The organism is Neorhizobium petrolearium, assembly GCF_017873175.1.
GTDB classification, from domain to species: domain Bacteria; phylum Pseudomonadota; class Alphaproteobacteria; order Rhizobiales; family Rhizobiaceae; genus Neorhizobium; species Neorhizobium petrolearium.
Genome location: NZ_JAGGJW010000025.1, coordinates 1 through 26,166 on the forward strand (window position 1 = coordinate 1; position 26,166 = coordinate 26,166).

13 protein-coding genes are annotated in these 26,166 nt (G+C 60.6%); 5 read left to right on the plus strand and 8 right to left on the minus strand.

Features of this window, described 5'->3' with window-relative positions; genetic code table 11:
• Positions 1-105: cupin domain-containing protein (locus J2046_RS31180; RefSeq protein WP_210058541.1), on the plus strand; the 105-nt coding region annotated here is incomplete at its 5' end.
• A 221-nt stretch (positions 106-326) separates the two neighbouring features.
• Entirely contained in the window at positions 327-1,055 is a 729-nt protein-coding gene (locus tag J2046_RS31185) for a hypothetical protein (protein ID WP_210058482.1), read from the plus strand.
• 289 nt (positions 1,056-1,344) lie between these two features.
• Here the strand turns inward: J2046_RS31185 and J2046_RS31190 are convergent, their stop codons facing one another.
• From J2046_RS31190 to J2046_RS31215, 6 genes are all read right to left on the minus strand, one after another.
• Entirely contained in the window at positions 1,345-1,905 is a 561-nt protein-coding gene (locus tag J2046_RS31190) for an invasion associated locus B family protein (RefSeq protein WP_210058484.1), read from the minus strand.
• A gap of 46 nt (positions 1,906-1,951) precedes the next feature.
• Positions 1,952-3,739, minus strand: coding sequence for a ShlB/FhaC/HecB family hemolysin secretion/activation protein (locus tag J2046_RS31195; RefSeq protein ID WP_210058486.1), 1,788 nt, complete (start codon positions 3,737-3,739; stop codon positions 1,952-1,954).
• Positions 3,736-10,719, minus strand: a complete 6,984-nt coding sequence (locus J2046_RS31200) for an MBG domain-containing protein (RefSeq protein WP_325169811.1) — start codon at positions 10,717-10,719, stop codon at positions 3,736-3,738. Before J2046_RS31200 ends, J2046_RS31195 begins: the two co-directional genes overlap by 4 nt.
• 233 nt (positions 10,720-10,952) lie before the next feature.
• The gene (locus J2046_RS31205; RefSeq protein WP_210058489.1) at positions 10,953-16,301 is read right to left on the minus strand and encodes an autotransporter domain-containing protein; all 5,349 of its coding nucleotides are present in this window, start codon (positions 16,299-16,301) and stop codon (positions 10,953-10,955) included.
• A gap of 29 nt (positions 16,302-16,330) precedes the next feature.
• A complete protein-coding gene (locus J2046_RS31210) occupies positions 16,331-16,960 on the minus strand; it encodes an outer membrane protein (protein WP_210058543.1) in 630 nt (209 codons plus the stop codon).
• A gap of 481 nt (positions 16,961-17,441) precedes the next feature.
• A complete protein-coding gene (locus J2046_RS31215) occupies positions 17,442-18,509 on the minus strand; it encodes a helix-turn-helix domain-containing protein (protein WP_210058499.1) in 1,068 nt (355 codons plus the stop codon).
• Between the two features lie 423 nt (positions 18,510-18,932).
• Here J2046_RS31215 and J2046_RS31220 point away from each other — a divergent pair, with 423 nt between their 5' ends.
• Both J2046_RS31220 and J2046_RS31225 read left to right on the plus strand, forming a co-directional pair.
• Positions 18,933-20,339: a cytochrome B6 gene (locus J2046_RS31220; protein ID WP_210058501.1), complete on the plus strand. Its 1,407-nt coding sequence runs from the start codon at positions 18,933-18,935 to the stop codon at positions 20,337-20,339.
• Positions 20,340-20,360: 21 nt separating this feature from the next.
• On the plus strand, positions 20,361-20,981 hold the full coding sequence (locus J2046_RS31225) for a DUF4142 domain-containing protein (protein WP_210058503.1): 621 nt from the start codon (positions 20,361-20,363) through the stop codon (positions 20,979-20,981).
• A gap of 574 nt (positions 20,982-21,555) precedes the next feature.
• Here J2046_RS31225 and J2046_RS31230 read toward each other — a convergent pair.
• Positions 21,556-22,446, minus strand: coding sequence for an SDR family oxidoreductase (locus tag J2046_RS31230; protein ID WP_210058504.1), 891 nt, complete (start codon positions 22,444-22,446; stop codon positions 21,556-21,558).
• Positions 22,447-22,711: 265 nt separating this feature from the next.
• Between J2046_RS31230 and J2046_RS31235 the strand changes: the two genes are divergently transcribed.
• Positions 22,712-23,641: an AraC family transcriptional regulator gene (locus J2046_RS31235; protein WP_210058506.1), complete on the plus strand. Its 930-nt coding sequence runs from the start codon at positions 22,712-22,714 to the stop codon at positions 23,639-23,641.
• A gap of 304 nt (positions 23,642-23,945) precedes the next feature.
• On the opposite strand, the gene J2046_RS31240 is transcribed toward J2046_RS31235, so the two are convergent.
• On the minus strand, positions 23,946-26,165 hold the full coding sequence (locus J2046_RS31240; RefSeq protein WP_210058508.1) for a xanthine dehydrogenase family protein molybdopterin-binding subunit: 2,220 nt from the start codon (positions 26,163-26,165) through the stop codon (positions 23,946-23,948).
• Between the last annotated feature and the right edge of the window lies 1 nt (position 26,166).

Genomic DNA, 26,166 nt, shown 5'->3' on the forward strand with positions numbered 1-26,166 from the left:
GCCAACCCCGGCAAGATCATCCTCGAAATGATCGAGGTCCAGACCGGCTCCTATCTCGGAGAAGACGACATCATCCGTATAACCGACGAATTCGGCCGCAACTGACGAAGCAGACTTTGGTCACGGAGGTATTTTCGCAGCAGGATGTGGTGAACCCGAGGCCGTGTTGCTCGAATGCGCCTCAGAAAATTCCGGATATGGGCTCGCGCAGCAGCCGGACTCGCTAGGCCTGCAGAAGCCAGAAGAACGCGATATATGATATTGCGGCATATGTTTTACGGGAACTGGAAGCCGGAACAATATTCAGTTTTGATGTGGAGCCTGCCATGCCTCATCTTACCAGTGCGAAACGATGGCTGTCTGCTCTGTCAGACAGTGATGTCCGCGGCATCGCCCAAAGAATTGATAAGGATGGGATCTATTGCGCCCCCGATTTTCTTTCGGCCGACGATCTCGGCAAACTGCAGAACTTTGTAACCGCGGCCATTGCTCTTGGAGGGAACCAGTCTGTCTCCCTCGCCAGCCATCAACTCAGCGGGTCCGGGTTAGACGAGCTTGGCAATTCCGACGAATTCAAAGCTCTCTTTTCACGCCTCTATTTCGTCAGTCTTGGACGGCAAGCACCGGAGGTGAAATTCTATCAGATCCTCCGCTGCCTTACGGGAAGAAGCATTGCCAAACATTCCTTGATGTTTCACTATGATTCTTACGTGATTACCGCGCTGGTGCCCGTGCAAATTCCCCAATCTGGAAAGCGCGGCGACTTTTTGATCATTCCCAATACACGGAAAATCCGATCGAACTACGTGCTTAATCTCGCCGACAAGGTAATCCTCGACAATGTGTTGATGCAGCGGTCACTTCGCCGCCGTGCATGCGGTGCTAACATCAATCGCATTTCCATGGTGCCGGGCAATCTGTATCTTTTTTGGGGTTATCGCAGCATTCATACGAATGAGCCGGTCGATGAAGACGCGGTTCGGGCCACGGCGTTGTTTCATTATGCAGATCCGCATGCAGATAGTTTTCTAAAGCGACGACTGCGCCTTCGTTGAACAATCGGGACCGCGATCGGCCCGGCTTAGTCCGACCGTGGGGCGAGATGCCAACATTGCCGATGCAGGGGCAACCGGTTCTGCCGCGTATCAGGTGATCGCGAATTGGAGGTCGTTTCCGATACCCAAGGGGCGGTATCGAGTCGCGATCCCAGCGACAACGTATTTCCGGAATACGCGTCGCAATTGTTAATGGATTGCAGTATTCCGCATTCGTAGCCGCGTGTAGCGGTGCTACGCTTATCGGACTGGCGATTGGGATTTAGTGATACGTCGCATAGCTTTCCCATCATCCCTTCAGAAGCTGGTTGAGACGTTCAAGGGCTGCTGCAAACCCTTTGAGTGAGACGGAAAGATTGACCGGCTGCGAAGCCTCGAGCGAAATCGCTGTGATGTTCAGTGTTGCGGCAGTCTTCAGGGTCGCGACGTTCGCTGCTGAAAAGTTGACCGGTAGAAGGCATCCGGCGGGGACGCAGGTGGAGAACCTTAGGTTGGGAAGCGGAGGATTGTTATCAATCTTCAGGTTCGCGCCGGCGTCGAGCTGCAATCCGAACGGCATCGCCAGAACGCCTGTGACGCTTCCATCCTTGCTCGGCTGCAGTTCGATTGCGAGAATTCGCTGGCCGTTTTGCTGTTGCTGGACCTGCGACATGGAACAAACCTTGCCGCTTTGAGCGACGCCGCAGGCGACCCTCCAGTCCTGATAGGTCTCCTGCAGTGAACTGGCGCCACCCGGCAGCGTGGCCTGCGCCGTCTGGGCAAGAGCTTGATCTTGAAGAGCTGGGAAAACATACGAGCCCAACAACAACGCTGCGGTGAGGGCGCGTTTGAACGGGTTGTGGATGATCATGTGCTTTGCTTATTCCTTGCGTTTTTTGGGTTTGCAGCCGCCTGCATCAATAACGTGCCGTCAGCCTGAGTTTGAAGTCGAAATCACCTGCGCTGAGGCTGCCTTCGTCAACCAGCGCGAATGCCGCTGTGGCGTTGAAATTGAGGTTCTGGGCCAGGCTGTAGTCGACACCAACACCGGTTCCGGCAAGTGACAGCTTCTCGTCGGAGATCCTGTCCCACCCGAATCCGAGATCGATGAAGGCGAAGGGCGAAAGCCGGTCGCTGCCAAGCGGCGAAAGCGTGGGGAGCCGCAACTCGTTGCGAAGAATGATGCCTGTGTCGGCTACCGCATCGTTGAGGCCGTACCCGCGCACGCCGTCCAATCCTCCGATCGACAGCCTTTCGGTATCAGGCAAAGACTGGCCCGCCAACTGAAAGACGACGTTGTTGGAAAACCGAAAGCCCGTTGCCAACTCGGTGTCCCGGATAACGCTGCCGGCCAAATAGGCGTAGCTTGTATCGGTGACGGTTCCATTCGAATAGACGTTCCATGCGCTGGCGGTATTGTCTCCGAAGAGACCGCCGGGGTTGGCCTTTACATGGAGATCGATCTCGGTCGATCCGAGATCGTCCGCAAACCTGTGCGTCCAGCCAAACCCCAATTGGAACACCTCTGCCTGTGCACCTCCGAGGTCTAGGCCGGCGAAGAAGGTATCGCGGGACAGATGCTTGTATTCGACGCCGGCATAGACTTCGCCGCCATAAATGCCCGGCAGGATGTTGGAAAGCGCACTGCGATAATAAAGCGGGAGCTCGATAATCGTGCTGTCGAAAGTGAAGCCTTCTTCCGTTTGACGCGTGGCGATATAGGAGGGGCTGAAATCGATCGCCTGGCGTCCGTCGAGTGGAAGGACGAAGCGAGCCGAATGGCTCAGATAGCGTGCCCGGTCATCGCTATGGTCCGGAAAAAGGCCGCCGAGATCCTCGAAGAGATCGGACGATCCGGTCAGTTGATACGTGCCGAACGCGCCATCGATGCCGGGTATGGCAAATCCTGCCCCGAGAAAGAAACGGTCACGTCCTGTGGCTTTGGTCCCCGTGTTGGAGTAACCCGCATAGACCTGCCAAGGTTTGCCAGAGGTGACATCCAGAACCAGATCCGAATTTCCGGTCGCCGAACCTGGCGAAAACAGGCCCTGTACGCGCCGGAACGGAGACCGGTTGAGCCAGGCCAGATCCTCGTTAACACTGGCCGAGGAAATCCGCCCGGCTTCGGGGACCCTTACCTGAGAGGCAAGACCGCTCGCGGCTGCGCCCCCCGCACTCCGTGCGGTCACCGCGCCGAATTTGAACTCCATCACCCGAAGATTGACGACACCGGCGGTAATCTCCTGAGGCGGGATCGTTACCGATACGAACGGATAGCCGGCATGCCGGTAGACGCCGGCGATGGCGGATTGGGCATCGGCGATCAGCGACATGGACAGCGGCCGCCCTATGAAAGGTCGAAGGACACGCGCCAACTCCCGCTCAAGATTTTCTCCCGCGCCGATGCCGCCAACCACGATACCGCGTGTAGGGCGCGTGTCTGGCTGTTCGTCTGGCCCGATCAGGCGGATGCCGACGAGATCAGGGCCTAAAGGCTGTTCGTCGGCTGCAATCACGGCTTCGTCCGGAAGTGAGACCGTGGGGGCCGCGGCACTGACCGCTGGAGGTAGGTTACGTTCCACCACCAGCGACTGGGCAGCTAGATTGCCTGTTGTGGCGAACAGCGCAACTGCCGCAAACGATGACGACCGGCCAATGAAAGAAGACCAACGAATGCCGGTGATAACAGGTTTATGACTGATCACCGGAGCGCTCCGACGGTAAGGAACGGGCCGATCGGCAGGTTCGCCGGATGGGGAAGTGATACGCAAGCGCCGCCCATCACCATTCCCGCTGGGCACATAGAGGGGTCGTTGATCCCGGAGGAAGGTTGGCCGCCAAGTCCAAGGGGCTGCGATGGTTCGAAGGCTGGTCTCGGCGGGAGAGGGGGCATAGGTGGTGCCGACGCTGCTGTAATCGTCAACGTTCCCTCAAAGAAGCTCAGCGAATAGTTTCCATCCGCTGAAAGCGTGCCTTGCGTGATGCCGTAGATGCCGACATCGGACGAAGACGCTGCCAAAGTGGCCAGCGCACCGGAGAGCGTGTCAGTACCGACGAGCCCCATGCCGCCGATCGTGTAGGTGAAAGGCGGGTTTGCCTCGCCGTAGACGCGCGACAGGTCGTCAGCCGTGACGGTAATCGATCGTCTGCCGATCGTCAGGTCGCCACCGACGAAGGTCAGATCGTAGTTGGACGATGCCGCAAGCGTGCCTTGCGCAATGCCGTAGGTGCCGACATTGGACGTAGACGTTGCCAAAGTGGCCAATTCGCCGGAGAACGTGTCGCTACCGACGAGCCCCATGCCGCCGATCGTGTAGGTGAAAGGCGGGTTTGCCTCGCCGTAGACGCGCGACAGGTCGTCGGCCGTGACGGTAATCGACCGCCTGGCGATCGTCAGGTCGCCTCCGACGAAGGTCAGATCGTAGTTGGACGATGCCGCAAGCGTGCCCTGCGCAATGCCGTAGGTGCCGACATTGGACGTAGACGAAGCGGCCGTCGTGAGCGCGCCGGTCAGCGTGTCGCCACCGAAAAGGCTGCCGGCCGTGATCGAATAGGTCAACACAGGAACGCTATTGCCGTAGGCCATCGTCTGCGCGTTCGCCGTCACCGTCAGCGCAGCTGGCGAGACCGTCAGCGTGCCGGGGAGGTAGGTGATGGCGTAATTGCCAGACGTCAGGCCCGAGGCGGTGATCGAATAACTGCCGACGTTCGTCGCTGCCTGCGACGTGCCACCATAGGCAAGTGTGCCTCCGAGGCTCGCCGCTGTATCGCCGCCCACGAAACCGCTGTAGGTCACACCGTTGCCACCCAAATAGGCAACGCCGTCATAGGTCTTGTTTGCATTGTTTGCCGTTACCGTCAGCGCCGCCCTTCCGATCACGAGCGTGCCGGGCGTGAAGGTCATATCATAACCGAATTGGCTCGAATAAAGTCCAGAGAGCGTCAGAGCAGCGCCGGAATAGGTGCCGGCATTGGCGCTGGAAGCCGTGTACGACGCGGTGCCGAAGACAAGCGACGTGTCGTAGCCAGAAGGATTATAGACGACCGTACCGACGCTCGAGGAGCTTGCCGAACCGTCATAGGTCTTGGAACTGTTGCCGCCTGTCACCGTCAGGCCCGTCATGAAGCCGCGCAGCAGCGGCGCCGTATAGCCGTCATAGATGCGCCAGGTCGCGCCTGTGCCGCCCACATCGTCGATGTCCCAGCCGTTAGCAGCGAAGGTGGAAAGCGACGTGAGCTGAGCCGTGGTCAGGCCGGTTACGCCACTTGCCGAGCCGATCGCGACGCCGAGGCTGGTGCCTGACGTGGCGATGCTCCAGAAGCTTGCCGTGACCGTGCCGGCATTATTGCCGATCAGTCCGCCATAGGGTGCCGCCGCGGATGGCAGCGTGCCAGTGGCATAGCTGTTCGCCACCGTGCCGCTGTTGACGCCAACGAGACCGCCGGCGGTGGAGCCTCCGGAGATATTGCCGGTGGCATAGGTATTGACGATCGCGGCGGCGTTGACGCCGACCAGGCCGCCCGCTGTTCCGGTCGCGCCGGCGCCGGCCGTCACGGCTCCGGTCGCAAAAGCGTTGCTGATGCTGCCCGCGGAATTGTAGCCCACGAGACCACCCGCGCGGCCGTCATTGCCGACGGTCACCGAACCGGTGGCGTAGGAGGCGCTGATCGCGCCGCTGTTGGTGCCCGCAACGCCGCCGGCCGCGCTGTCGTCGGTGCTGCTCACGGTGGCCGAGGATGCGACGTTGGTAATGGTGCCGCTATTGGCGCCGGCGATGCCGCCGAGCGCGCCCGCGGTGATCGCGCCCGTATTGCTTACATTGCCCGAGGTCGTGACGTTGCTGATCGTCCCGGCACTGGCGCCGGCGATCAGACCGGCATTGAGACCTCGTACCGAACCTGTGACCGCCAGATCGCTGACAGCGCCACCGCTGCCGATGACCCCGAACAGGCCCGCATCGGTGGTCGGTCTGTTGACGACGAGGCCGCTGATTGTGTGTCCGTCGCCGTCGAGGCTTCCGGTGAAGGCGGTCGCGGCGTCGCCGATGGAGGCAAAACCCGCGCCCGAATTCCAGCCGGAAGTACCGCTTGCGTCGATATCCGCCGCGAGCACGAAGTCGTCCGAAAGCAGGCTGGTGGATGCAATGCCCTGCAGGCCGTAGACGTCGACGATCTGGTAGGGTGCCGCCGCCGAGCCGTCGCCGCCCGTGGCGCGCAGGAAGGTCGTTCCTGTCCCGAGCCGGAAATCGGTGGCATGGAAGGACGCGAGTGTGCCGGCGACCTGTCTCCATGTGCCGGCGGTGAGGGAGAAGAGGCCCACATCGATGGCGCTCGACGTGGTGGCGGTGCCGGCTGCGGAAATGACGAGCGTGCCGTTGGCGGCGGTGACGGTTCCGCTCAGCGTGATGTCGTCGCCGATGGAGGTGAGCGTCAGGCTGGAGGCATCCGACCAGGAGATGGCGTCCGCGATGTCGAGGTCTCCCCCCGCCGACAGTTCGACCGTGCCGCTGACGCCGAAGGTGCCGCCGCTGTCGATCGACAACAGGCCTGCGGAACCGAGGTCAGCGTCGAGCGAGTAGTTGCCGGAGGCGTTGAGATAGACGCCGTAGCCGCCCGACGTGGTGAGCGACGCGAAGGAGGACGGGGAGAGAAAGCCGAGATCGGTGTCGGCATAGCTGCCGAACGTGGCGAGATAGTTGGCCTGAGTTGCCGTCAGCGCGGTCTGGCCCGTAATCAGGTGCGCCGCCGTGCCATAGATTGCGACGTTCTGCGCGCCGTTGGCGCCGGCGATATCGGAGAAGGCGCTCCCCTTGGTCGATCCGTTGTCGAGATAGGCCAGCACGCCGGTCGAAGCGAGCGAGGAACCGGGGGCGAGCATGATGTAGTAATAGCCGTTGGCGCCAGTGATGGCGCTGCCCATGGCGCTGCCGCCGGATACGGCGGTCACGTTGGCGCCCGCCAGCGCCGTCGTGCCGGCATCGCTATAGGCGGTGCCCGAAACGGCGACCGGTGTCGTTGAGTATTGCCACTTGAAATAGGGATAGAGGTTCGTTCCGGTTCCCCAGATGGACGAGGAGAAGCCGGCAGGCAGGCTGCCCTGGAGCTGGGCCGTGGTGCGGGCGGTAGCGCTGCCGGGGCCACCATAGATGCCGACCGACTGTCCGCTGGTCTGGGTGTTCCAGTAGGCGTTGGTGATTGCCGAGGCACTATTGTTGTTATAGCCGGCGAAGCCGCCAAACTGCGTGCCACCGGTCACGTAGCCGGTCGAATAGGCATTGGTGATGGTGCCGTTGACGAAGTTCACGCCGACGAAGCCGCCGATGTTGGAGGCGCTGCCGAGCCCGATGACCCTGCCGGTAGCGTAGGAATCCGTGATCGTCCCCTCGTTATGCCCGACGAAGCCGCCGATGGGACCAGAACTGCCGGTGACCGTGCCGGTGGCGTAGGACTGACTGATGGTGCCGCCGTCGAGACTATAGCCGTTGGCGCCGACCAAACCGCCGATATAACCGTTGCCCGCGCTGGTATTCGTGCCGGTGACATTGCCCGTGGCGTAGGATTGCGTGATCGTGCCGCCGTTGAAGAGGTAGCCGACAAGGCCGCCGACCTGATAGCCGGCGCCGGTGACGTTGCCGCTTGCCGAGGAACCGCTCACAGCGCCGCCGTCGACCGCTCCGATGAGGCCCCCGGAATTGGCCTCTCCGGTGCTCATTCCCGAGATGGTCGCACTCGCCGATGCACCCGATACCGAGCCGCCGACCATGTAGCCGATGAGCGCGCCGACGTCGTCATTGCCGGTGATGCTGCCGCCGGAGAGCGTCACGTTGCTGATCGTGGCGCCGTTCGTATAGCCGAACAGGCCGATATAATTGGTGCCCGCGCGGTTGATCGTCAGGCCGCTGATGGTGTGGCCCTGGCCGTCGAAACTGCCGGTAAAGAGAGAACTGTTGTTGCCGATGGGGATGAAGCCGGAGGCGTTCCACAGGCCGCTGTAGTAACCGCCGACAGCCGTGAACGCGCCGGTCAGATCGATATCGGCCCCCAGCGTGTAGCTGGCGGAAAGATCAAGCGACATCAGTTGCAGCGCAGCCGGGGTTGTCACCACGGTCGAATATTCGTTGCGCAGCATCGGCCGCGTCTGGCCGGCAATCATCACCCAGGTATTGGCGAAATCGAAGCCGGCATAGGTTGCCTGCGTGTAGGCCGAGGCGTTGGAGATGCCGGTGCCGGCGAAACTCGTGCCCTGCCCGGTGGAATTCACGTCCCAATAGCCGTTGGTCACCGTGACGGTGCCTGCCAGCAATTCTCCGCCGATCAAGCCGCCGGTATTGGACGAGCCCGTTACCCTGCCGCTGGCATAGACATTGGTGAGAGCGCCGCCCTGATTGACACTGCCTGCAACGCCGCCGGCATAGGCGCCGGTTGCGGTGACCGAACCCGTGGCGTAGGAATCGGAGATCGAGCCGGTACGCAGTCGGCCGACCAGTCCGCCGGCTTCGCCTCCACCAATGACCGTCGCTGCCGAGGAGGAGCCGGAGATGGATCCCTGGTCAAGCCAGCCGGCGAGCCCGCCAACCTCGCCCGCAGCGCCCGTCACACTGCCTGTCGCATGCACGTTGATGAGCGAGCCAAGGCTCACATTGCCGACAACTGCGCCGACCCTTACGTTGCCGGAGACCGACACGTTTGACAGGGTCAGATCCCTGACGGTTCCCGACAGGATGCCGATCAGTCCGGTGATTGATTGCCCTGGACGGTTGATGGTCAACCGGTCCACCGTGTGCCCGAGGCCGGTCAGTGTATTGGCAAAGGATGCAATCGGGTTGAAGCCGGCGCCGGCGTTCCAGCTGGCGGTCGCAGAAGCGTCGATGTCGTTGCCAAGAGCGTAGTTCGTGCCATCGACCATGGCCTGCAGGCCGGCCACATCGTGGATCAGCGTATAGGCGTTGCCCCCGATGGAGAGGCTCGCCGCCGATCCCGACAGGGTGACGCGGGCACCGTTGTTCAGGCTGTAGCCGGTTCCGTAGGCGAGAACCAGACCAGCACTGGCACCGGTCGCCGTGATATCCTTGTTGATCAGGATGCTGCCCGCGGCGCTCAGCGTCAGAATGGTGTTGGCGCTCCAGGTAATCGGCGTGGCGACCGTGATGTTGCCCGCCTGCGACCCGCTGCTCCCCGTCGTGACGGTGACATTGGCCAGCGCGAGTGCGTTCGTCAGCGTCGTCACGTTGAGGACGCTGTCGTTGGCGCTGGCGTCGAAGCCCGACATCCCGCTGCTCGCTGCACTTGAAATCGTCAGGTCGTAGGGATCGAGCAGCAGGTTGCCGAAGGCGCCGCTCTCGCTTCTGAGATCCGCCGTACCGTCATAGACGAGCACCGCCTTGCCCGATACTTCCGCGTCGCCGCCCGAGGCGCTGCCAGCGCCGGTGGCGCCGATGGTGCCGGCAAATGTCGTCTTGTTATCCGACCACACGACGACATTGCCGCCCGCACCCTGCGTGCCGTCCGCCCGGATGGTCGCGCCCTTGGCGATCGCCACAGTGTCGGCCGTTGCGATAGTCTCGGCCAGGTATTTCGTCGCAGCGTTGTTGCCGCCCTGGTAATCGCCTCCGATCAATACGGTGCCGCCGGTTACGCCGGAGGCATCCACCGCTGTGGCGGAGCCTAGCTTAATCTCGTCGCCGGTCACGACGACGGTGCCGCCGGAACCTGTGATGCCGGTTGCCTCGACCGTGCCGTTGATCGTGATGCTGCCGCCGGAAATGCGGATGTCGCCGCCGCTGTCCGGTCGCGCCTGGGGAACCGGAACGCGCGTCGGCAGACTGGCGGTCGCCGTTTGCGGGCGGGTTGCCCTGAGCTTGCCGGTCACCTGGACCTTGCCGCCTTCCCCCGCCGTCAGGAAGATGCGCCCACCTTCGCTCGTCACGCCGGTCGCCTTGACGACACCGCCGGTATTGCCGGCCAGCGCATAGACATTGCCGCCATTGGCGCGCAATTCCGAATTGGCGGCGGCAATTGCGCCGGAATTCGTCGCTTGCGTATCCGATCCACCGACCACGACCGCGAAAAGGCCGTTCTCGTCGGCCTTATCCTTCGCCAGGATCTCGTAACCGGCCACCAGACCTACCGTGCCGTTCTCAGCACTGATGCTCCCCTTGTTTTCCACTGCACGCGCGATCAGCGCGACGTCGCCCGCTTTCGAGCTGATCGTGCCAAGATTAACGACAGAGGCCGTCGAGCGGCCGGCAAAAGTCATCCGGCCTCGGTCCAGGAAATCTTCGTCGGCGACATCGTGAGTGGAGGCAAAGAAACTGCCGCCAGTCGAGATCATGCCACTTTCTCCGACAACGATACCGGCTCCATTGACGAGATAAAGTGACCCGGTTGCGGTCAGCGACCCGTCGATGCGTGAGCCGAGGTTGCCTGTGACCCTATTGAGCGTCGCACCCGAGCCGTTATCGAAATGCACCGCCGCACCGGATCCGATCGAGAAGCTATTCCATTCGATAATGCCGGTCGCGCTTGTCTGATTGATGAGCAAGCCCGAGGATGTACCCTCTACAGAGCCGGATCCTCGAATGAAGCTACCGCCGGATGGAGTGACGTCCTGGGAGAACGCAACGGAAGGAAACGCCACTGTTGCCAAGAGCAGGGCCACATGGCGCTGCCATCTAGATTTATGCATTCGATCCCCCGGAGCGGAGCGCCGCGCCCGCTCAAATCAAAAATCACGTCAAAATGGATATGAGTCTTCCTGACAAGATAAAGAATCTACCACCCGAGGCAACGCCGACTTCCAAGCTGAGTGAATAATTTCTAGAGCGAATGCAGTGCTTTGACGGTGGCTGTCGACCAGCGCTTGTCCTTATTTCCCACATTCGATCGTTTTTCCGTTCTGTCTTCGAGTGGATATCTTGCTCAGAATTTAACGCCGAGTTTGGCAGCAAAACCATGGTCTCGAGCGCCATCTGCGATTTGTCCCTGATAGGCGATGGTGAGGTTGGCGCCGGGTGCGACGTCGACATCGATACCAGCCTCCACCACGGCTGCGTCCCTTGCGATCGGATTGCCTGCTACGGTGAAGGCATCGGAACCGGCGAAGGCATGGGTGACGGTCGGCGTGGTCTCGCCAAAGGCACGCCGCCAGCCCAGCATGCCTGTGATGCCGATCTGCATTCGTCCGATCGCAACCTTGTTTTCGGCACGAAGCCCGAGCGTGGTAAAGGTCGTATCGGTTGTCTGGCTGGAGGAGGTGAGGGCGGCCGCACCGCCGGTTTCCCGGTAGCCATCTGAGCCGACGCGAACATGGGCAAGATTGACGAATGGCTCCAAGCGGGCGACCGTCGTTTCCATGCCATAGGCGAATTCCCCGAAGGCCTGGAAGGTTTCGGCGTCGTAGTTGGCCCCAAGGCTGTCGGCAAATCCGGTAAAGCCAACAGAGCGGTCGGTCGCGATGTCGTTCCAAGTATAGGCGAGGCCGGAGCGGAAGGCGAAATCGCCCCACCGCGAGCCGGCATAAAACCCGACATGATAGTTATCGCTCGAGGAAGACGAGGCGCGATCATTCGTGCTGGAGGACGACTGGCTGTAGCCGGCCAGAAATCCGACCCGCCACGCATCGGTCAACATGGCGTCAGCTCCGCCGACGAAGCCGCCGACGGAGCGATCGAGATGAGCGGCATTGCCGTTCTCGTCGGTCGATCCCCATGAGCCGAAACCGCTTCCCCAGACGGCGATGCCGGCATCGGCGGAGGCAGGGACGGGGGCAAGTCCATCGGCGCCATAGGCAATGACTGGATCCGTGGAGGCAGCCACTCCCTGAAAGGCCGCCCGCAGGCGGTCGTTGGCGGCGCTGCGGATATGGCGCGAATCCTCAATCAAGCCTGTCGTGACCGAGGCGTGGATCTCACCCGAGATCTGGTCGAAGGCTGCGCGTGCGGTCGTCTCATCGAGTTGGACGATCGCGTCGTAAAGATCATTGCCGAAGGTGAGGCTGTCTGCCCCTTGCGCTGCAGCGATCTGGTTGCGTGTAATGGCAGCCTGTGCAAAATCGATATCGCTCCGGCTCAGCATCAGCGTCACATTATTTGTGCTATAGCCGAGCTTCGGATCGAGGAAGGCAAACGCGGACGTGACCGCATCAAATGCGCCGCTTACCCCTTCGTCGGCGGTGATGATCGTGTAGGTGGCGGTCGGATCATAAGCACCTGTCATGCCGATATGGACGACGGTGCCGCCGTTGAGCGTGGCCGATCCGGTCACTTTGATCAAGTCGGTGTCCTTGCCGCCGGGGGCAACTTCCACCTCGTAACGAGAGCCGACATCAAGGACCAGATCGCCATCCACCGTCAGCGTTCCGATCGAGTTACCAGGCGCCAGGGTGGAACCGGGCGCAAGTGTCACCGTCGAGCCGTCGCCCGAGCCGATCGTACCTGAGCCTTGAAGGCGCCCGCCGTTTCCGATCAATGCCGAGCCGCCGAGTGCCTCGTTGACGATCAGGGTCGTGTCAGACACTTCGCTGAAGCCTGTAAAGGCTGCGTTGTCACCGGTGAGCGCGATTCGGCCCCCGCCAAGGAAGCTAACGGTTCCCGATCCCGAAATCGCTCCGTCATAGGTGCCGTCATAGATCTGGTCGAAGGTGAAGCCGGTACCCTGCGCCAGATCGAGGTCGCTTGCGAAGCGGTCTGTCGTCGAAACCATACCACCTTCCTCGATATCCCAGTCGAGCAGGGACACCCCAGTCAGTGTGAGCGTGCCAGCTCCACGCTTGATCATCGCGCCCCGGTCACCGCGGAGATCGGCGATGTCGCCGGCAAAGGCGGCATCGGCGTCCTGCTCGAATACCACGGTGCCGGCATTGCCGATCGAACCGCGGATTGCATCTGCACTACCGATCAGGGTTCCAGCGCGCACCAGCGTATTGCCCTCATAAAAGTTATTTCCCGCCAACTTCAATGTGCCGGTACCAGACTTCTCAATCCCTCCCGCCCCCGATATTGCGCCGGACAAGGCAAGCTCGCGATCGCCGAAAACGTCGAAACGGCCGATGTCGTCGAGGGTGATCGTACGATTGGAGTTAAAGCCTGTCGTGGTCGCCAGCGTTCCTCCATCAAAGATCAATCCACCCGACGCGGCGCCCAGATTGGCATCCGATGACAGCCATAAGGTCCCGGAGGCAATCCGGGTGCCGCCCGTGTAGGTGTTCTTGCCGCTGAGGACCAGGGACCCGGCGCCGGTCTTTACCAGGCGCGACACTCCGCCAAGGGACGCGGATATTCCTGCGGCCATTCCACTGTCCGTTGCACCACCGTCGCCAACCCTGATGATGCTTTCGCCATTTATGCCCAAAAGCGTGACCGTATCGCCTGCGATGCCATATCCGTCGCTTGCAAACTGCATTCCCGTGACGCCGACTGCTCCTGCTGAATTGTCGACAGTCACCGCTCCGGAAGGTCCCTGAAAGATCGCGAAGGTCGGATTGGGTTTGAACGATCCGTTGAACGCACCATCGCCGGAGGTCCAGTTGCGCCCTTCGGCCGACCAGACGCCGGAACCGCCATCTACCGCACCGTTATCGTGCAATGCAGCATTGGCACCATCCCAGAAGCCAAGCTCTGCCCCCGCGGTCGAGATCAGGTTGACCTGACCGCTAACCGCCGTCTGGATCCTCAGATCGTCAGCCACGATCCCTGCCGGTGTCGGGCCGATCCCAAGGCCATGGTCGGTCAAGCTTCCAGCATAGTCGAAAAGCCGGTAGACACCGGCCCCGAACCCGCCCTGATCGGCGACCGTAAGCGTGCCGTCGAGCGTCAAGTTGCCGCCAATGTCGAACAATGCCGAGGTTAGAGCGCCACCGAGGGCGACGTCAATGATCGAACCGTCATCCAAATCGAGATCGCCGCCGATCGACAGCGTCGTACCCTGTGCACCCAAAAGAATGCCGCCGTTAGAGAGCGAAAGATCACCGTCAATCGTGCCGGTTCCTGTAACCGTTCCCATGTCAGATGCTGTCACATCGCCGCCGAAACTGCCGTTCACCAGCAGTTGCCCGCCACGAACCGAGGCTGAACCCCCGAACCGATCGGCGACCGTCAAACGGCCCCCCGTGATTTCTGTCACTCCCGTAAAATGGGACCCATTGCCACCCAAGATGGTGTCGCCGCTCTCATGCAGGATCGTTCCGTGTCCAACAATATCCGCAGCGAACTTTACCGACGAACCATCGGCGAGGCCGCTATGATTGAATACCAGCGTGCCGGTTCCTGCTCCGAAGGCAAGTGATGCAACGTCTAGCGTGCCAGCCGCGGCCGCGGCATTGCCCGCTGCTGCACCAATGTTCAAGGTGCCGGTCGAGCCTGCCTGAGCGCCAAGTGTGATTGCGCCCCCTGCGGAGACCTTGCCGTCCTGCTCAATCGTCAGCGCTCCATAGCCCAGATCGCCGATGGCGAGATCCGTGCGGTTGATCCACGTCGAGCCAGCACCCGTCACCGTAGCAGACCCGTTGCTTCCACTGTTCCAGCCCAAAATCCCGAGCGCGCTGGAAACCGTGCCACCTTGCGCTATCGTCAGTTTGCCGGTGCCGACCAGTCCCACGAAAATGCGTTCGCCGGTCCAGGTAGTTTCCTTTCCCTGAACCACGACCTCGCCCGCGCCACCGGAGTGACGAGCGATAAAAGCGTCTTTGTTGATGACCGCGCCACCATTTGCGATCGTCAGGCTGCCTGTGCCCGAACCTCCGATAGTGAGGTCAGCGCTATTGGTCCAGGTCGAGCCAATGCCGGTAACCGTGGCTGTTCCCGTCGCCCCGGTTTCTTTCCCGATAAAGCCGAGGGCGTTTAAAACTTGCCCTCCGTCCTCGACAGATAAAGTGCCCGCACCGTTATTGCCAATCGTGACATCGGCAGCATCGTTCCAGGATGAGCCGATGCCACTGATTGTGATTGCGCCACTTGAACCAGCGAAGTCGCCGATAAACCCGCCGTAGCTGGAGATCCTCCCGCCATTCGTTACGGCAAGTTCGCCGTTGCCGAATACACCGACACTAAGATTGAGTGCACTCGACCATGAAGAACCGGCCCCTGAAACGACAGCAGTGCCGACCGCTCCTACCCCGTAGCCGACAAAACTGCCCCAGCCGGTAACGACCGAACCGCCGTCTTCAACGGAGAGCCGACCTGTACCGGAATTGCCAATATTGAGGTCGCCCAGATTGTCCCATTTGGAATGCGCTCCAATCACGATGACGGTGCCATCGGTTCCAGTGCCTGTGCCGCTGCCGATCACCGCGTAGCCATTGGCGACTGAGCCGCCATTTGCGATCAAAAGCCAGCCGCTGCCACCGGCATCGCCGACAAAAAGACTGTGGGCGGCGGTCCATTGCGAACCGGTGCCGGTGACGGTGACGCGGCCTTCCGCTCCGGACCCGGTGCCGACATAACCGAAGCCGCTGCGAACTTGGCCTGCGGCCTCAACAGATAGCGTGCCGGCGCCGCCATCGCCGACAGCGAGATCATCGACCATGGTCCAGGTGGAGCCTGTGCCAGTGACGGTCGCTATGCCACTGGAGCCGGATTTGGCGCCGATATATCCGTATTTGTTGTTGACGGTGCCGCCGGCCTTGATATCCAGCGTGCCATATCCGAAATGGCCGACATAAAGGTCTTGACTGTTCGACCAGGTTGATCCGGCTCCAACCACTGTCACCCTGCCTATAGAGTGCGGGCTGAAGCCGACATAACCAATCGTGTTGTCGACAACACCGCCGTCCTCGATCGACAACGTACCATTTCCAGACTGGCCGATGGTCAGCGACCCGGTATTGTGCCAGGTCGAGCCGTTGCCGGTCACGATCGTGGTACCAGTGGAGCCCGAATTGGCGCCGATATAACCGTATGTGGTGTTGACCGTACCGCCGCCTTCGATGTTCAAGGTGCCGGAGCCGAAATAACCGATGGAAACATACCCGTTATTCGTCCAGGTCGATCCGTGACCGATGACGGTTGCCATGCCACTGGACCCTGCCTGATTGCCGACAGAGGCCGAGGTGTTGTTGACAACGCCGCCACCTTCCAGAACCAAGGAGCCGACGCCGACGTCACCGACATGCAGCTCGCCACCGACGTTCCAAACGGGTGACGTCGCGGGAGAGGGATTGACCTCTCCGGACATCGTCACGCTCTGAGCCGATGCGGGAGCGTTGGCCACCAACCCGGCAAGACAATTCACGAGCGCCGTGGAAGCCAGAAGCGTCCAGGTGCGCCCAGACACGGTCCTTCTTCTCGAAGCTTGCTTGATCATCAAAACTTGATGCCAAGGCCGACCTTTATCGCATGCTGGTCAACATCGACGCTGACCCCTTGCAGTTCCTTTTTTCCAAAGTCGTTGTAACGATATTCGATGCGGCCGAAGATGTTGCCGGTGAAGGCGTAATCCAGACCCGCACCGACCGTGTAGCCGTTGAAGGTTTCTTCGTCCTTGCCCAATCCCGGCACGTCGACGTAACCTTGGGTGGCGGCCCATCCCGCTGTGGCGTAAATGAGAGCGCGATCGAACGCATATCCCACGCGGCCACGCACCGAACCTGCCCAATCGGTGCCGAAATCCGCCCCGAAAATCTCTTGTTCGTTCCAGTTGTATTCGACGTCGCCCTCGATGCCGACCACAAGATTATTGTCGAACTGGTGATTGTAGCCTGCAAAGGCTCCAAACAGACCGCCATTGGCGTCTTCGGAGCTGGAAATGCCGAGGCCGGAGAATTTCCCATTGGCCCAGCCGCCGCCGCCCTGGATACCAAGATAGGCGCCCGACCAGGTGTAAGCCGGCGCCTCAAAAGCGACGGAGGGTGCGGGATGTTCGGCAACGACATCAGCAGCCTGTACCGTTGACGCACCGAGCGCAAGGAAAGTGGAAAGAACAAATATTCTCATGGGTGTCGTACTCCGATTGCCGGGAAGCTGGTTGGCTGGAAGAGGTTGTGGATCTGATCGTCGCCTGATGCCGGACGACGAATTTGCGGGACGACGGCTACGCGTCATCGTGGGGCGGGCAACAAGCCATGCGCAGGTTGTGCGATTATCGGCTAAGGCCACCGGGAGGATTGAGCCCGACAGGTCTGTTTGGAAAGACGCGACCTGGCGTCCGGTCAACGAAAGGCGCTCTGGCAATGCCTCGGGTAAGTCTTTCGGCCACATTTCGATTTTCCCCCGGCCCGCCAATCATTGAAAACCATCGCGCTGGCACGCCGTCGTTCTGCGTGGGGGCAGGCGAGGACGCGCCGAGTACTAGGCGGAGCGAGGCTAAAAAATCAAAATTCTGAAACGAATATAAGAAGCTGAAAGCGCAGTGGGGTAAATCTATCCCAGCGCGCAAACGAGAGCCGATAACATACTCAAAGCGCGCAAGGCGGCGTCACCCATCAAGGACACAGGATCCGTTTCCTCCCCATAGGGCGGCGCGGGCAAACCAGCTTTGTGATTCGTTTGTGCCGGATATCCAGTTCCTCTGTGCGACAGCCCGGATCTCGCGTGGCGTGAGCCCATGAAGACGCTGAAAGGCGCGTGTGAAGTTATGGGCGTAGACGAAGCCGTGTTCGAGGCCGATCGCAGCTATCGACTTGTGAGCTTGAGCCGGATCGCGAAGAGCCGAACGCGCCAGGGTCAATCGTCGCCTCTGAAGGTAGGAGGCGACGCCGCCATCGCCGGAAAAGAGGTAGGTGAGCTTGCGTAACGAAATGCCAAAAGCTGCGGCAATGCGGACCGGCGAAAGATCCGTATCAAGTGCGTTTGCATCGATATAGCGTCGAATTTCGCCAAGCTGCGCTGCGGCTACGCCTTGCGACGTATCCTCTCTCGCACCGCCGTTGAGGGTGGCGGCAACAAGTTCGGCGGTCGGCAGGGCTAGCGCTGCTGCTTGCTTTTCATCGAGTAGCGGAAGGACCTGCCAAAGAGCGTCGAGGTGATTGCGAAGAAGTCCCACAATTGGCTCATGAGCCGCCAGAACCCTCATATTGTGCTCGTCGGGGCTCATCAACAATGGTGCGAGCAGTGACCGGGGAACGAAGAGGGTCAGATTGGAAAAATCGCTCGCAGATCCCGCGTGGGCTTGCGCGGTATCGTGAATGATCAGGTCTCCCGGTGCGGCGTGTGCTTCCTGCCGTCCGTCTTGGCGGCTCCAATGACCCTTGAGAAAAAACTGTATCTCGAAATGGTCGTAGCCATCCGCGGCAACGCGATAGCTGGAACGGTTCAGCTTTTGGGCGACGCTGATGCAATGGGTCAGCAGCAATTCTCCAAAGCGGAATGTGCAGTGGGTGGTGTGAAATGCTTCCGGTTGGGAGATGGTGACGTCATAAAGCGAGCCGGCGGATTGCTGCCAGAATTCAAGAGCCGATTTTAAGGGCATCCCACGCGTGTTCGTCTTGAACAGGAGTGTCGGCCGATCGCCCTTCATCGCCTCATTGTCAGATTTTTCAATCATACAGCCTCATTTTCAATTGGCAGGGAGATGGGACCGTGTGATGGCTAAACGGCGACGAGAAAGAATCTTCGCGGTGATACTGCTTCTCTCGCAGACCATCGTCAAAGCTGCTTTGCAAGTGACTTCCTATTCCCTCATCTCGCATAAAATGGCGAATGCTTCATAGGGCTTAAGGTCGACATTTTCTCCAAGCGTGTCGACCGGTTCATAGTTCCAGATCAGGCATGTTCCCGGATTTGCGAGTTCGCGTGGAAGCGTCAGCGGAACCTTGCGAGCTGCAAAATTGGCGATCACCACCAGTCGGTAGGTTTTGCCTCTGCTTAAAGATAGCGGTCCTGAAACCTAAAATCATTGCTGTCCAGGAACTCTTCCCCCTCTCCGCAGTTCGGACAGCCTGCTCGATCGGCAATGGAGGAGAGGGATATGTGGAAATTTCGAAGATCTGGCGCATTCTTCGGGGCATCGTTTACCGGGATAAGCGTCCTGGCGGTCGCAGCCGTTTCCGATCCACTGCCGCCCGATGCTACATACCGGCCATTGCCAACCATGCCATTCTCGGAAGTCCGCAGAATTGACGAGGCGCAGAAGCCGGACGTAATGCGGCGGCAACGCGATCTTCTCGATCGCCGTTACGATCTATCGGACCGGCCGATGCCGGAGGTCATGATGTCTGGCGGGATGAAGCCCGTGCAGGATGGGATTCGCGTCAAGCTTCCGGCGGATACAAGCTGGGATCAATTAGCGGAGATGACACCGGCCGAGATCAGGGACAAAAACCTGTTACCGGAAGGGTTTTTGCCCCTGCCGCATGTGAAACAGGCGACGGGCGGACAAGTCTTTCCCAACCGTCAGATCGATGAAATCCACGTGCAGGAAATGCGGGATCTTCGCCGGTTCGACGTCGACTTCGATCTTCCCGACAATCTGACGCCGGAGTTTCCTCCGCCCATTTTTTTGACAACGCATCCCGAGCTCGGTGACGTGTCGCGAGGACAATTGCTGACGATCAAGAACTTCTACGAGATCATGAACGGCATCATCACGCCGGTGCAGATGGAAGGATTGCGGTTGCTTTTGACCCCTTTTCCGCAGGAGGAGTTCAATCAGACCGAAGATCGCAAGGTCGCAGACCAGAGCACTGGTGTTTCCTGTCTCGATTGCCATTCCAATTTCCATACCAACGCAGCTTTCCACCTGACGCCGGATGTCCGCCCCCAAGCGGATCGTTTCCGGCTCGATACGACAAGTTTGCGGGGATTGTTCAACCAACAGATCCACGGATCCAAGCGATCGCTGCGGTCGGTCGAAGATTTTACCGAATTCGAGCAGAGAACCGCCTATTTCAACGGCGACCATGTCAGTGCGACGCGCAAGGGCGTCAATCTGCCCGATCGGCCGAACCAGGTCGCGATGATGGCGCAGATGCAGAACATCATCGATTTCCCGCCCGCACCGAAGCTCGATCCGTTCGGCCGACTGGATCCGGCTCTTGCCACTGCGCAAGAGTTGTCCGGGGAGCAGATATTCATAGGCAAGGGGCGCTGTGCCGACTGTCACGTGCCGCAGACGGAGTTCATGGACAACAACATGCACGACCTGAAGCTCGAACGCTTCTACAAGATCGGTCAGGTTTTCAACGATTTCGTCACGCTACCCGACGGTCCCATCAAAACCTTCACGCTGCGGGGCATCAAGGATTCACCACCCTATATGCATGACGGACGCCTCATGACGCTTGCCGACACGGTCGAGTTTTTCAATCTGGTCCTGGGAGTCAAGCTGACCGAGCAGGAAAAGAAGGATCTGGTCGCATATCTGCTCACGCTGTGAGGGATAAAGGAGGAGAGCGCCATGTATCGCCACCGTATCATTTTGTTCGCAGGGTTGATCTTGCTGAGCGGCAGCGCCGTTGCCCAGATTGGAAATCCAGCCGGAATGGGCGTCGACACGAAGATGTCAAAGCCCGGTGTGCCGGCGCCGCATCAGACCAACAATCAGGACCGGCTGTTTGCGCAACTTATCACCGCAGGCGGACTTGCAGAGGTGGAGTTGGGCAATTTGGCCAGCGGTAAGGCCAAGGCCGATGCCGTCAAGCAGTTTGCCGAGATGATGGTCCGCGATCATAAGGATGCCAATAGCAAATTGAAGGACCTCGCCGATGCCGCTAAGATCCCGCTTCAGACAGGGCTTGATCCGGATCACCAGGTCGTGCGCGACCACCTGGATAAACTGAACGATAACGCCTTCGACGTGGCCTATATCAAGGCGCAGATCGTTGATCATCAAAAGACGGCGCAATTGCTGGCATGGGAGATCTCATTGGGCGAGGACGGGGAAATGCAGCGGCTGGCGGCCTCGATGTTGCCCACCGTGCTCGATCATCTCCGGCGTGCCCAGGAAATAAACGGTATGTTGACCGGGGCTGCGGTTCGTATTCCGCCGGTCGTGGCGATGAAGGAGCAGAAGCCATAGCCGCAGGAGCGGCCAATTTCTCTTATCCCATTCATCGTCGGGAAAGCAGGCGACCGACGGCTCTATGGCGCTTCACAGTCGGTTCCCGAACCACGTCGCGTGCGCGACGCAGACGCGTTGGTAGTTCCCGCCAGATTCACAGCCCGGCTTGCCGCGTGCTTTTGCCTGGGAGAGCCGCTGGGAGTTTCGAAAGGCTTTCCGAACGGTGTCGGTGGGGCTTGCAGGACATGATTTCGGCCAGGCTCGCCAAGCGACCTCGTCAATTGTTTCTGAGATCGCGTGAGTGAGGCAACCGCTTCTCAGTAGCCCGCCTTCGGCGCTGATAGCGACATCGTCTATGCGTTCGACAGTTGTAGGTTCGCCACGACCTCTGCAACCCGCTTGATCAGCCCGCTAGATCTTTCGGTGGCGAGCGCCGCCCCTTCAGGAAAGAAGGCGAGACCCCGGGGCATGTCGAGGTTGGACGCGATCTCGGTCTGACCATAATTTCTTCGCCGGGACACGCTTCCGCCACCTGTGCCATTGGTGACGGAAGCCAGCTGTAATCGACTCAGGGTGGGAATCACTGGGCCGACTAGGCGATGCCTCCGTTCGCGTAGATGGCCTGGCCGTTCACCCAGCGGGCGTTGCCGCTGCACAGAAGCGAAATGACTTGGGCGATGTCTTCCGGTTCTCCCAGCCGCCCATGCGGCGTGCGCTGTACGAAACCTGCAATCTGCTGCTCCGTCTTTCCGTCGGTGAACAAGGTCGTATTGACGACACCAGGCGCGATCGCATTGACGGATATGTTCCGGCCGGCCAGTTCCTTCGCCAAAACGGCAGCATAAAGCTCCTGGGCCATTTTCGAGGCAGCGTAGGGTCCGTAGGTTTCTGTACGGAACTTGGCGATGGTGGAGGAAAGAGCAAATATCCGGCCGCCGTCGCGAACACGCCGAGCTGCTTCACGCAACGTGTGGAAGCTTCCGCGTATGTTGACGTCGATCATGTGATTGACGTCCTCGTCGGTCATCTCGGCAAAAGGCGCAAGATGCATCACGCCGGCATTGGCAACGACGACGTCGACGCCGCCGAATGCCTCTTCTGCCGCATCGAACAGCGCTCGTACTGCTGCCGAATCCCGCACGTCCGCCTGTCGCCAGATGGCTTGGCTTGCGTCTGCCTCGATATCTGCGGCCACCCGGGCTGCGAGATCAGTGTTCACGACGCAGTTGACGACCACTCGATAGCCGTCACGGCCAAGCTGTCGTGCGGTTGCTGCACCGATACCTCTTGACGAGCCCGTTACCAGTGCAACTCCTGGATTGCCGGCAGTCCCCGACGCCGCGCCGGCAGTGGTGGCCGGGGACTGTGCCCGAGCTTTGCCTGCCATGGTGGCCGTTGTGGCAAGAACACCGGCTCCGGCCAGCATCCTGCGCCGCGACACTGCAGGGATGACCGGTTCGTTCTGACTGTCTGTCATTTTCATCTCCTTTTCGTGATTGTGTCGACGCTGCGTCGACCGGTAGCGATGTTCGTGGCTCAATCGAGGACGAGGCCCACGCTTTTCCTGCCTGACCGCACGGCGGCGGACGATCCGATGGGAGGGCGCCCCCCTTGTTGGGAGATTTTTTTTACATCTAGGCGGGCTGTGAAACTTGCCGTGGCCTGCGCAAAACTTGCCTAATCCTGCAAGGTCGCTGAAATGCTTGCGCTGACGTGCTATGTTCAGCGTAAAAACGGGAGCAAGCGATATGGATGCACTCAAGCAGGCTGTTCACACGTATGCGCGACATCACGCGAACCGGGAAGGCTTGGCCATAACCCCGGTGCCAGGGCTGCGCATGATGTGCGTTGAAGAGTCTACTGGCGACTTGCACTCCGTCTATCGGCCACTCGTCTGCTTCGTGCTGCAAGGCGCAAAGCGCATGCTGGTGGGGACTGAGGAACGGATAGTCTCTCGTGGACAGTCGGTCATCGTGGCTGCCGACATGCCCGTGGTTGGGCGGATCATCGAGGCGACCCCTGAAGCGCCCTATCTTGCGATTGCCGTGGAACTGGAGATTGCGCTCCTGCGCGAGGTTGCGGCCCAGATCGGCACGGATGTTTCGAAACGTTCATCAGGAACGCAGAAGTTGTTCACGGGCGATACCGAAGCAGCGATGCTGGATTGTGGGTTGAGACTGATGCATCTTCTGGACCATCCGGATGCGACGCCGATCGTGCGGCCCGGCATCATGCGGGAACTGCATTACTGGCTTCTGTCGGGTCCGCATGGTCCCGCACTGCGCACACTTGCAGACCCCGATAGCTATGCCGGTCGCCTGGCTGAAGCTATCGCGATCCTCAGGTCGGAATATCGAGCACGTATTGTTGTCGAGCGCCTGGCAGCCGCAGCGGCTATGAGCCTGACCGCGTTTCACAAACACTTCAAGATGATGACCTCGCTGACGCCCGGGCAGTACCAGAAGCGACTGCGTCTCATCGAAGCACGGCGCCTCATGCGCGATGAAGGCTTTTCGGCAAGCAACGCGGCGTTCGAGGTGGGATATGAGAGCGTTTCCCAGTTCACCCGCGAATATGGTCGCCTTTTCAAGGTGCCGCCAAAGCAGGACACTTTGCGGGTGCGCCGCAACCCGGCTGCCGAACGTAGACCGGAGGTGCGGGCAGGTGGGCTTACGTAGTCAGCTCGACTTACTCACGCACGCCGCACGGGGTAGCATTGCCATTGTGCCGAAGAGCCCGCTGAACTTTGCACCGGACCTCCAGACAGCTGCTGAGCGTAGGCCATCGCGAACCGTTGCGGTTTGTCCGCACGGACAGATATTCAGGAAGGCGACGGCCTGCTTATCAAAAGCGCAAACGCAGTCGCGATTGGATGGGCCGATGCGTGCAATCGCGAAAGAGGCCGGTGTGGGCGTCGATACCCTTCATCGGCACTTCTTGCGGTGCTCCGACATCATCCAGTGCAAGCAAGCATCTGCGGAGCTATGCGTTCAGGGCCGCTAGGACCCGGTCGGGCAGGAACGGGTAGTGCCGGAGCCTCGCACCGCCCGTGAGCCGCGCGACTGCGTTGGCGATTGCCGGCCCCACCGGCGGCAGGCCTACCTGGCCCATGCCTCCGACCGGGCTCCCACTTGTTGGAACCACCGACACCTCGATTTCGGGCGCCTCGGACATACGGATCACTCTATAGGTGTCGAAGTTTCCTTCCTGCACCTCGCCATCGACGATGTTGACCTGCTCGAACAGTGCATGGCCAGTTCCGTTCGTGATCCCGACGATCAACATGCCCTCAATGTGGCGCGGCTGGATCGCGACCCCCGGGTCCACAGCGCACCAAACCTTATGTACCCTTATCACCCCGGTTTCACGATTGAGTGATACTTCCGCAATCTGCGCACAATGAGAGCCGAAGGCATCGGAATAGGCGAGGCCGAGTGCTCGGCCATCGCGCTCCCGATCCCATTCGGCCATCCGGGCGACGGTCTCTATAACGTTGCGCGCCCGTGGCTGGTCCCGCAGCAGCTCCAGCCTGAGTTGCAGGGGATCGGTTCCCCTGGCGGCCGCGATTTCGTCGATAACGCATTCGATACCGAACCGGGTGTAGCCAACCCCGACCGCGAACCAGAAGCCGATGTCCAAGCCGTTATCTTGTCGAATGTACTCGATCCGATGAGCGGGAACGGCGTAGTTGAAATGCGCCCCCTCGGTCACGACGTCGTCGTGACCGCCCGCGTTTGCGAACAATTCGGCGTTGGTTCGAGCGAAGATGGAATCGGCCACAATACGATGCCGCCAGCCGGCGATGTTGCCATCGGCGTCCAGCCCGACCTGAATGTGCTGCGCTTCGAGTGGCCGGAATTTATCATGCCGGATATCGTCCTCGCGGCTCCAGATGACCTTGACCGGGCGTCCCTCCACCTCCTTGGCCAGCGACACGGCATCGACAATGAAGTCCGCCTCGGCCTTGCGGCCGAAGCCGCCACCGAGCAGGGTCACATTGACCTTGACCTTGTCAGGTGTGGTGCCGATGACCTCTGCGGCAAAGCCCTGTGTGCCCGTCGGCCCCTGCGTCGGCGCCCAGATCTCCACGGTGTCCCCGGTCAGCAGCGCCGTGGCATTCATCGGCTCCATGGTGGCATGGCAGACGAGATCGCTCATGTAGTCGACTTCGATGACAGTCGCCGCATTCGCGATCAGGGCATCTGCGTCACCTTCCGAGAAGGCCTCCACGCCCGTTTGCGAAAGGTCGCCCGCCACGCTGCGATAGTGTTCCAGCAGGCGGGTGCTCGTGTAGTTGCGAACCCGCGACGACGTGCTCCACGTCACATTGAGAAGGTCCTTTGCCCGCAGCGTCGCCTCGACCGTATCGCCGATGATTCCGACCCCGTAGGAAAGCGGTACAATATGCGTCACGCCCGGCACAGTCCTGGCCGCGGCGTCGTCAATGGCCTCCGGTCGTTCACCCTGGACGGGTGCCCGCAGCACCGCGCCATACAGCATGCCGGGAAGCTGCACATCGATGCCATAGATCGCGGTGCCGTCGACCTTCGCCGGCACGTCGACGCGGGGGATGTCACGCCTGCCGATATAGCGCCATTGATCGGAGGGTTTCAGGTCGGCCTCGGTCGCCTGCGGCAACGGATCGGGAAGTGGACCGCCCGCCGCGATCTCGCCATAGCCGAGCGACCGGCCGGATCGTGCATGTACTACGCGGCCTGGTTCCGTCTTGAGCTCGATCGCCGGCACGTTTAGCATCCCGGCTGCACTTGCCAGGATGACCTTTCGGGTCTGCGCGCCGATCAGCCGTAGTAGGTCGTAATAGCCGCGCGTGGATTCGCTGCCGCCCGTGAGCTGGATACCATAGAAGCCCGGATTGCCGTAGGTTTCCGCGTTGGACGGAGCCTGGACAATGCGGACCCTGTCCCAATCGGCATCCATTTCTTCCGCGATGAGAAGCGGCAGCGTTGTCATGATGCCCTGGCCCATCTCGGAGGCTGGCGACATGATACTGACTATGCCATCGGCCGCGATGGTCACCCAGGCGTTCGGGCGGTAGTCGCCCTCAACGGCTGGCGCCACGGCGGCACCCGATGCATTCCCGGGCAGACCGCCGAATGCAACCGTGACACCGAAGCCGCCCGCCGTGATCAGGAAACTGCGCCGCGAGATCGCGCGGCTGTGAAGCTTGAATGATTTGGTCATG

What these genes read in the sequence shown, in the direction of transcription:
- J2046_RS31185 (WP_210058482.1), top strand. Translation starts at nt 327, where the DNA reads ATGCCTCATCTTACCAGTGCGAAACGATGGCTGTCTGCTCTGTCAGAC.
- J2046_RS31190 (WP_210058484.1), bottom strand. Translation starts at nt 1,905, where the DNA reads ATGATCATCCACAACCCGTTCAAACGCGCCCTCACCGCAGCGTTGTTG.
- J2046_RS31200 (WP_325169811.1), bottom strand. Translation starts at nt 10,719, where the DNA reads ATGCATAAATCTAGATGGCAGCGCCATGTGGCCCTGCTCTTGGCAACA.
- J2046_RS31210 (WP_210058543.1), bottom strand. Translation starts at nt 16,960, where the DNA reads ATGAGAATATTTGTTCTTTCCACTTTCCTTGCGCTCGGTGCGTCAACG.
- J2046_RS31215 (WP_210058499.1), bottom strand. Translation starts at nt 18,509, where the DNA reads ATGATTGAAAAATCTGACAATGAGGCGATGAAGGGCGATCGGCCGACA.
- J2046_RS31220 (WP_210058501.1), top strand. Translation starts at nt 18,933, where the DNA reads ATGTGGAAATTTCGAAGATCTGGCGCATTCTTCGGGGCATCGTTTACC.
- J2046_RS31225 (WP_210058503.1), top strand. Translation starts at nt 20,361, where the DNA reads ATGTATCGCCACCGTATCATTTTGTTCGCAGGGTTGATCTTGCTGAGC.
- J2046_RS31230 (WP_210058504.1), bottom strand. Translation starts at nt 22,446, where the DNA reads ATGAAAATGACAGACAGTCAGAACGAACCGGTCATCCCTGCAGTGTCG.
- J2046_RS31235 (WP_210058506.1), top strand. Translation starts at nt 22,712, where the DNA reads ATGGATGCACTCAAGCAGGCTGTTCACACGTATGCGCGACATCACGCG.
- J2046_RS31240 (WP_210058508.1), bottom strand. Translation starts at nt 26,165, where the DNA reads ATGACCAAATCATTCAAGCTTCACAGCCGCGCGATCTCGCGGCGCAGT.